This window comes from Mucilaginibacter sp. (assembly GCF_036383575.1).
In the GTDB taxonomy this organism is placed as follows: Bacteria; Bacteroidota; Bacteroidia; order Sphingobacteriales; family Sphingobacteriaceae; genus Mucilaginibacter.
Genome location: NZ_DASVOB010000128.1, coordinates 1 through 8,683 on the forward strand (window position 1 = coordinate 1; position 8,683 = coordinate 8,683).

The following is an 8,683-nucleotide window of genomic DNA, read 5'->3' on the forward strand; positions in this document are numbered from 1 at the left end:
AAGCTCCATGTTTTGGCTTTGCCGACAAATTCGTATTGCCCGTCAAAATTATTATGAGTCTTCATTAATATCTTTTTCTTATAAGGTTTGTAAATGGTGAACATACATGATCACTTTCCAGCGTTCTTCGGGAGCAAGCTGAGAAGCGTATGAACCCATAGCATTTACACCGTAAGTAATGGTATGATAAATTTTACCGTCTGTAAGGTCTTTCATGTTACCACCGCGTGATGACTGGCCTTTTGAATATGATGGGGGAGCCGGATAACCGTGCTGAACCACCAATCCATCACCCTGACCGTTAACACCATGGCAAGGAGAGCAAAAATGCTCAAATAAGATCTTACCGTCGGCGTAGTTAGCTTGGGTTTGAGCCAATACTGTTTTTACCTCAACGCTGGCTAATTCATAACCTTCTTTGGTATTTGGATAATCAAATTTGGTAAAGCCAACCGGTATAGTTCCCGCAGGCGGCAACTGAGCGGTTTTACCATCTTTAAAATTGTTATTTTTCTGATCCGGATCGTATGCCAAATGCTCGTACATATTAGGTGCATACTCCCAACCGGTGCTCCTTTTATCTTTGCACGATGTAAAAACTATCGAAGCAGCGATAATAGTAACTATTGTTCCTAATATTTTAATTTTATTCATAGCTAACATATTTTCTGTCGTTATGCTTAACTTCTGTAGCGCCCGCTTCTTTTAGTAAATTAGTTATATCGTCGTGTGGAATATTCCCTTTAGCATTGATAGCAATTATAAACTTATCATCAGTTGCACGCAGGTCCATTACCCTTGGCGCACGGCCCGGGAAAAGGTGACTTGCAAAGAAGAAAGTAAATGTCATGCCAAACGAGGTCCACAATACCGTCCACTCAAATGTAACCGGGATAAAATCGGGGATAGCAAAAAAGTTTTTGCCACCGATATTGATAGGCCAGTCGTGAACTAGCATATAGTAAACCATGCTGAACATAATAGTGCCGCCTAAACAGCCAAACATAAATGCTGCATAACCAAGGCGCGAATCCTTAATGTTCAGTTTAGCCTCGATACCGTGGATAGGCATAGGCGTATAAACGTCATAAATAGGTACGCTGTTCTTTTGCAGCTTATCGATCCCATGCATCATATCATCGGGATCATCAAAAACGCCTAATATATATTTAGTGCTACTCATTAGTATTATGCTTTTAAGTATTCAGACTGTTCAACACTATCAAATTTCTCCAGCGAAGCGATATAAAACTCTGCTTCGGCAGGTACAACATGGCCTTCGTCCATAAGTTTCTTCTTAGCCTGCTCGCTTGAGCTTTTCAGCAGCAATTTAACCTCGGCCATAGCCACTGAAGGCAATACCCTGATAAACAACAGGAACATAGTAAAGAATACACCAATTGAACCGATGAACACGCTCACGTCAACCCAGGTTGGATAGAACATAGCCCAGCTTGAAGGTATAAAGTCGCGGTGTAGTGAGGTAACGATAATTACGAAACGCTCAAACCACATACCGATGTTAACCACGATTGACAATACCCATGACAATGGAATATTGGTACGGATCTTTTTGAACCAGAACAGCTGAGGGGTAATTACGTTACAGGTCATCATGCTCCAGTAAGCCCACCAGTACGGACCGGCGATACGGTTTGCGAAAGCATATTGCTCATACTCGTTTTGTGAGTAGAAAGCGATGAACAACTCTGTTAAGTAAGCCACACCTACTATCGAACCGGTTAACATGATGATCTTGTTCATCGATTCGATGTGGAACATGGTGATATAGTTTTCCAGCCCTAAAACCTTACGTGCAATAAGCAACAGGGTTTGTACCATGGCGAAACCTGAGAAGATCGCACCGGCAACGAAGTATGGAGGGAAGATGGTGGTGTGCCATCCCGGTTCCAGAGAAGTTGCAAAGTCCATTGATACGATGGTGTGTACCGAAAGTACCAGTGGGGTTGAAACACCTGCCAGGATCAACGATACGGTTTCAAAACGCTGCCAGGTTTTTACTGAACCTGTCCAACCGAATGATAATACCGAATAGATACGGCGGCGTAAGCCTTGAGCACGGTCACGGATGGTAGCGATATCTGGCAATAAACCTGTATACCAGAATACCAATGAAACCGAGAAGTAAGTTGAGATCGCAAACACGTCCCAGATAAGCGGTGAGTTCCAGTTTACCCATAACGAACCGTATTGGTTAGGTAATGGTAACGAATAAACTGCCATCCACGGGCGGCCCATGTGAGCGGCGATATAAGTGGCCGCACAGATTACCGCGAAGATCGTCATCGCCTCGGCCGAACGGTTGATTGAGTTACGCCAGTTTTGACGGAACAGTAACAATACCGCCGAGATCAGCGTACCGGCGTGACCGATACCTACCCACCATACGAAACCGGTAATGTCCCATGCCCATCCTACTGTTTTGTTAAGGCCCCACTCACCTAAACCAAACCAAAAAGTCCAGCTGATCGCGAAAACCCAAAGTGAGGCGCCAAGTGAGGCCACACTAAAACCGATCCACCAGGCTTTACCCGGCATATTTTCTACAGGGCGTAATACATCATTCGTAATTTTTGCATACGTGATGTCTTTACCCGTAATTAACGGTTCCCTTATTATTGATTCACTATGAGATGCCATATATCTTAATCTCTGTATATAAAAATTTATGCCTGAGCTTCAGTTTCTATCAAATTCCTAACTTTTGTCTGGTAACCAATACCTGGTTGTACGTTAAGTTCTTCAAGCACGTAGTAAGTTCTTTCACTTGCAAGTGCTTTTGAAACTTCAGAGTTAGGATCATTCCTATTACCGAACACGATAGCGTTAGCTGAACATGTTTGTTGACAAGCCATTTTGACCTCGCCGTCTTTAAGCGGACGTTTTTCAATTTTAGCTTTCAGTTTACCAGCCTGGATACGTTGGATACACATTGAGCATTTTTCCATAACACCACGGAAACGTGTAACCACGTCTGGGTTAAGTACTAATTGTGTATGCTCACCTTGCAGATAGTTGTCAAAACGAGCGTCGTTCCAATAGTTGAACCAGTTAAAGCGGCGTACTTTGAACGGACAGTTGTTTGCGCAATAACGGGTACCTACGCAACGGTTGTAAGCCATGTGGTTTAAACCTTCAGACGAGTGAACGGTAGCTAATACCGGGCACACAGTTTCGCAAGGCGCGTGGTCACAGTGCTGGCAAAGCATTGGCTGGTGAACAACCGATACATTGTCAAAGTTCTCAAGCTTATCAATTTCCTTTTCTTTGGTAACTGCTTCTTCGCTATTACCGTGGTCATTGTAGCTATAGTAGCGGTCGATACGGATCCAGTGCATTTCACGACGACGTGAAACCTCATCTTTACCTACAACCGGGATATTATTTTCTGCAGAACATGCAACCACACATGCACCGCAACCGGTACAAGCGTTAAGGTCGATAGCCATAACCCAGTCATAAACAGGGCGGTCATGGTTATCCCAAAGTGATTCGCCGTTATAATCCTTACGACCATGCTCGTTACCGCTGCCTGCTGCCGGGTTCTTTTTGTATTCAACAAAAGTAGCCTCGCGGATCACGCTCCTACCCTCGTATGAGTGGTGAGTTTGTGTTTGTGCAAGCGGCGATTTGTAACCAGCCGATTTGAATGATGCTACAGCAGCTGTTTGGAAAGTACCATTGCTTAAGCTGAAGAATGGGAAAGCATTTTTACCAACGTTGTTACCAACCGGACCAGCATTTGTACGGCCGTAACCTACAGCTACTGATAAAGTGCCCTGGGTTTGACCTGGCTGAGCCAATACCGGTAACTCAACTGAGTAACCATTAGCGTCAATCTTGATCACATCACCTTCTTCAATTTTCAATTTCTTCATATCAGAAATTGACATGGCAGCAAAGTTATCCCAGGTAACTTTTGAAACCGGATCAGGAAGTTCCTGTAACCATGGGTTGTTACCACGTTTACCATCACCTATAGCCTGGCTAACATAAAGTTGTAGTTCAAATTTGTCACCATCGGCGGCAACAGCCTTGCTCTGGGTTAATATTTTTTGTGTTACACCGGCAAGGTCAAGGCTAAAGCTGTATGCGCCTGCTGTTGCAGGAGCAGCTATTACCATACCTGTTTGCAACAGGGTTTCCCAGCCTTTTTGGCCAGATAAGCCACCTTTTGCCAACAAACCTGCATCCCAGGTTTTGCGTACGTAAGTGTAGTAATCTTTTATTGGGTTTTCCATCCAAACCAGTAAGCTATGCTCGGCCTGGCGGGTGTTATAAACCGGGTTAATGGTAGGCTGAACTACAGTGTAGTAGCCTTCAACAGCGTTAGCATCGCCCCATGACTCCAGGTAGTGGTGATTTGGTGCATTAACGGTAGCTAATAAAGCTGTCTCGTCGTCATGATCAGCAAATGATACATTTAAACGAACGTTTTTCAACGCTGCTTTAAACTCATCATTTTTATAGTAATCATAAGCAGGGTTAGCATTCAGGAATAATACTGCGCCAACATCACCGCGTTTTACTTCACTTACAAACTCAACAAATGCAGCATCATTACCTGCGTATTGTTTAGAAGGGTTATCTAAGTCGATAGTAGTACCGTAGCTACCCAATAAGGAGTTGATGGCGTTTACTAATACCTGGGTAGCAACATCGTTTGATCCTGAAACAACCAGCGCTTTACCTTTAGCAGCTACTAATTCTTTAGCAGCTAACTGGATAGCAGTATCAACTTTTTTACTGCCGGTTGCTTTTGAACCAGGTAAAGTAGTACCAGATATCGCGTTGTAAAGGTTTATTAATGCAACACCAATTTCAGATGGTTTGGTAGTGATACGGGCATCGGCGTTAGTACCGGTCATACTCATACCAGTTTCAAACTGAATGTGGCGCGACATTTTTTTGTTTGCCAGCGATTTGCTGTTACGGTTTGACACGTACTGACGGGTAAATTCTTCGCCCGAGATCCAGGTACCTAAGAAATCAGCACCGAAACTTACAATTACATCGGCTTTATCAAAGTTGTAGTGAGGCAATACTGCTTTACCAAAACTGTTTTGATTAGCCTGGATGATACCGGTGTATGAAACCGCATCATAATTGATATGTTTTGCAGTAGGGTATTTAGCAATGAACTCGGCAATAACTGCTAAAGTTGAAGGGCTATAAACAGTTGAAGTAACCAAACGGATACCTTTACCTGCTGCTGCAACAGCCGCAAGCTCTTTAATAACAAAAGCATCAACCTCGGCCCAGCCTGCTTCGCTGCCTTTTAATTTAGGATCTTTTAAACGGTTATCATCATACAGGTCAAGTACCGAAGCCTGGGCTTGTGCACTTAAACCGCCTTTTGAAAACACGTCGTTAGGGTTACCTTCAACTTTGATAGGGCGGCCTTCGCGGGTTTTAACCAAAATAGCCTGGCCTTCGTAGGTTGAAGAGTAGTAGTTAGCCACACCCGGGGTAACCTCTTCAGGTTTGATCAGGTATGGAATTGATTTATGCACCGGCACTTTCTGACAAGCCGCCAATGTAACCGCACCAACACCAAAGCCAAGCGCCTTTAAAAAGTCGCGGCGAGGAGTTTTAGCTGATAAACCAGATCCGCTAAGCACTTCCTCGATAGGAATTGGCTCTGCAAATTCGTTTTTATTTTTCTCAACAAATTCTGGTGTTCTGTTTAGTTCTTCTAAACCTTTCCAGTATTTTTTATTGCTGTCCATTTAAGCTATATAAACTGTAATGCTAAATTCTTTTTATTAATAGTGACACTTACCGCACTCGATACCACCTAACACGGCGGCTGTAACTTTCTCACCTTTCTTGATCTTATCGTGTGCAGCCAGGATGCTGTCATAGTAAGCATTGCCTTTACCGTTAACTTCGGTACGTTTGTGGCACTGGATACACCATTTCATAGTAAGCGGAGAGTACTGGTAAACCTCTTTCATTTCCTGTACCGGACCGTGACATTGCTGACATTTAATACCGCCAACTTTTACGTGTTGAGAGTGGTTAAAGTAAGCCAAGTCAGGAAGGTTGTGGATACGTACCCATTGGATTGGTTTAGCCTGGGTGCTGTCATACTTCTGTGTTTTTGGATCGTAACCCAAAGCGTCATAGATCTTATGTATCTCTTCCGACTCGGTTTTAACAACCTTGTGGCAGTTCATACATACGTTTAATGAAGGAATAGAAGCATTTTTTGACTTGTATGCACCTGAGTGACAGTACTGGCAATCAATTTTCATGATACCGGCGTGTAACTCATGCGAGTATTTAATTGGCTGTACCGGCTGGTAACCCTGGTGTACGTTAGTGTTCCATAAAGAAACCCAACCCCAGCTACACATGGAAACTGTACCTGCAACCAATATAAAGAATACCAGTTTTTTGTTTTTAAGGATCTTCCTGATAAATTCCTTTTTAGCGTCAACTGCAACCGCGCCGTCAACTACAGCAACCTCATCTTCAATAACAAGGTCTTTGTTTTTAAGCAGGATACGCTCTAAAGAGCCTACTACCCTGTTCAATACCAGGATAACGATGAAGGCGATAACGATGATACCGATCAAACCGAAAACAACCACCTCACTTGGGCCGCTTTCAACTTTGGTCTCTTTGCCTTTTTCGCCGCCGCCAGGTGGCTGATCTTTTTCAGCTTTCCAGGTAGTACGAACATAGGTTAAGATATTACCTACATCTGCATCGCTAAGGTCAGCGAATACGGTCATGCCCGATTGGTTATACTCATTATAAATTTTGAGTGCCTTAGGGTTTTTAGCAGCAATCAGCGCCTGGTTATTCTGGATCCACTGGATAAGATATTTATCGTCAGTTTCTTCAGTAAGTTGCGGGCCTAATGCCGGACCAATTAAGCGGCTTTCGATTTTGTGACAGGTAGTACATTTTGATTTGAAAATGGCCTCGCCTTTAGCAGCGTCAGTTTGCGCGAACGCAGTAGATAAACTCCAAAAAGCAAACCCGGCAATCAGTAAAACCGACCTTGAGAATTGTTTAAGAATCAATGAGAAACTTCTCATACAGTGTATTTATGCTAAATAATTTTTATATTAATGATTGAAACTGTTGTAAGATGTATGTTTCATCGGATAATTACAGGCACAAAAGTATAATTTTATACACTATCGGTGACACATTAATGACACCAACCTATAATTTATAATCGTTCTAAATAGTTAAAAAACCTCATTTAAACGCTGCTAAATGCATATTAATGTCATTTGGCATTTTTTCAGAATAATTACAATCCAACTTTAATTATAAAATTTTATCTATTGTTTTAATAACCAGGCAAAAATAAGCGGTGCAACAATGGTTGCGTCACTCTCTACTATAAACTTAGGCGTGTGGATGTCAAGCTTGCCCCAGGTTATTTTTTCGTTAGGAACAGCGCCCGAGTACGAACCGTATGAAGTAGTTGAATCAGAGATCTGGCAGAAGTAGCTCCAGAAAGGCACATCATGCATCTCCATGTCTTGGTAAAGCATCGGCACAACGCATATCGGGAAGTCGCCGGCTATACCACCACCTATTTGGAAAAAGCCAATGCCTTTGCCCGATGAGTTTTCAGTATACCATCCTGCCAGCCATGCCATGTATTCGATACCGCTTTTCATGGTTGATGCTTTCAGTTCGCCTTTAATTACGTACGAGGCAAAGATGTTGCCCATGGTTGAATCTTCCCATCCCGGTACTACGATAGGCAGGTTTTTTTCGGCAGCAGCCAGCATCCATGAGTTTTTAGGATCAATTTCATAGTATTGCTCCAACTCGCCGCTCAATAATATTTTGTACATGTACTCATGCGGGAAATAACGCTCGCCGCTGTCATCAGCATCATTCCAGATCTTGTGGATATGTTTTTGCAAACGACGGAATGCTTCTTCTTCCGGGATACAGGTATCGGTAACACGGTTGTAGTGGTTCTCTAACAAATCCCATTCTTCCTGCGGGCTCAGGTCGCGGTAGTTAGGTACCCTTTTGTAGTGCGAGTGCGCCACAAGGTTCATGATATCCTCTTCAAGGTTGGCGCCTGTACATGATATAATAGCAATTTTATCCTGGCGGATCATCTCGGCCAGTGAAATACCCAGCTCGGCTGTACTCATGGCACCGGCTAAAGTTACCATCATTTTACCGCCTTCTTCAAGGTGTGTCTCATAGCCTTTTGCTGCATCCATTAATGCCGCGGCGTTAAAGTGCAGATAATTTCTTTCAATAAACTGCGAAATAGGTCCTCTTGTAGTGCTCATAATATTTCAATAAAATTTCAGCCGCAAAAGTAGACATTTTAGTTAAATTGGATTTTAAATGGAACTTTATCTTTTTATAACCATTTCATCCTGAAAATTAACGTTACATATCCCCTACCCCTCCTGGTATTGTCATCATAATTTTAAAATATTGTCCACAGAACCTTATAAAGCAAAATGGGTTATATTAGCCACTACAAATATCTATGAAGAAACTTGTTACCTTAATGCTGGTCTGCACGCTTTCAACCAGTGCCTTTTCACAAATATCCCGCGTTGTAAAGCGGATGTATTTTGATAAAGATACCACCCGCAAAAGCAGCTTTGTGATTTTACCCGTTTTAAGTTCGGCCCCCGAAACCGGGCTTGAAGTTGGCGGC

General features: G+C 42.9%; 6 protein-coding genes. All 6 read right to left on the reverse strand.

Going from position 1 to position 8,683, the window contains the following annotated elements; all coding sequences use genetic code 11:
• Nucleotides 1-78: 78 nt before the first annotated feature.
• Entirely contained in the window at nucleotides 79-663 is a 585-nt protein-coding gene (locus VF500_RS04775) for a cytochrome c (protein WP_330858585.1), read from the reverse strand.
• A complete protein-coding gene (locus VF500_RS04780) occupies nucleotides 647-1,183 on the reverse strand; it encodes a DUF3341 domain-containing protein (RefSeq protein ID WP_330858586.1) in 537 nt (178 codons plus the stop codon). Before VF500_RS04780 ends, VF500_RS04775 begins: the two co-directional genes overlap by 17 nt.
• Before the next feature lie 5 nt (nucleotides 1,184-1,188).
• Nucleotides 1,189-2,661: an NrfD/PsrC family molybdoenzyme membrane anchor subunit gene (gene nrfD / locus VF500_RS04785; protein WP_188834475.1), complete on the reverse strand. Its 1,473-nt coding sequence runs from the start codon at nucleotides 2,659-2,661 to the stop codon at nucleotides 1,189-1,191.
• Between the two features lie 26 nt (nucleotides 2,662-2,687).
• The gene (locus tag VF500_RS04790) at nucleotides 2,688-5,750 is read right to left on the reverse strand and encodes a TAT-variant-translocated molybdopterin oxidoreductase (RefSeq protein ID WP_330858587.1); all 3,063 of its coding nucleotides are present in this window, start codon (nucleotides 5,748-5,750) and stop codon (nucleotides 2,688-2,690) included.
• A 36-nt stretch (nucleotides 5,751-5,786) separates the two neighbouring features.
• Entirely contained in the window at nucleotides 5,787-7,070 is a 1,284-nt protein-coding gene (locus VF500_RS04795; protein WP_330858588.1) for a cytochrome c3 family protein, read from the reverse strand.
• Between the two features lie 252 nt (nucleotides 7,071-7,322).
• A complete protein-coding gene (locus VF500_RS04800; RefSeq protein ID WP_330858589.1) occupies nucleotides 7,323-8,303 on the reverse strand; it encodes a deoxyhypusine synthase family protein in 981 nt (326 codons plus the stop codon).
• Nucleotides 8,304-8,683: the final 380 nt, after the last annotated feature.